Annotated in this window: 1 protein-coding gene; it reads left to right on the top strand. The window is 51.5% G+C overall.

Annotated features, from left to right (window positions below):
- On the top strand, positions 1-443 hold a 443-nt coding region (gene pilM / locus D3I60_RS01425; RefSeq protein ID WP_262774334.1), incomplete at both ends, for a type IV pilus biogenesis protein PilM.

Below are 443 nucleotides of genomic sequence, written 5' to 3'. Positions count from 1 at the left end.
GAGCAGAACGGGGTCCGCTACATCAAGCTGAAGAAGAACAAGTCCTGGGAACTTGAGAAAAGATGCTTCCTTCCCCTTCAGCCTGGAATGATTGTCGAAAATGAAATCGCCGATAAAATGAACTTCAGCGAGCAGCTGCACAGCTGGGTCCAGGAGAACGGTCTCAAGGGCAGCGAGGTCTCGCTGTCTATACCTCCTTCCCAGATTATTATCCGCCGCATGACGATTCCAAGCACGAATGCCAAGCAGGTGGAGCAGCTTGTGAAGCTTGAGGTGGAGACCGCGCTTCATCTTCCTTTTGAGAATCCGGTCTATGATTACCTTCCCACCGGGAAAGATGAGGAGAATACGCATCTTCTGGTATTCGCAGCCCCAAGAGGGCTCGTAGAAGATTATGTGGAACTGCTCTCCGACGCAGGAATCAAGGTTAGTGCGGTAGAGAC

Origin of the sequence: Brevibacterium permense, from assembly GCF_025506275.1 — a bacterium.
GTDB lineage: Bacteria > Actinomycetota > Actinomycetes > Actinomycetales > Brevibacteriaceae > Brevibacterium > Brevibacterium permense_A.
This window is presented reverse-complemented; position numbering and strand designations above follow the sequence as displayed.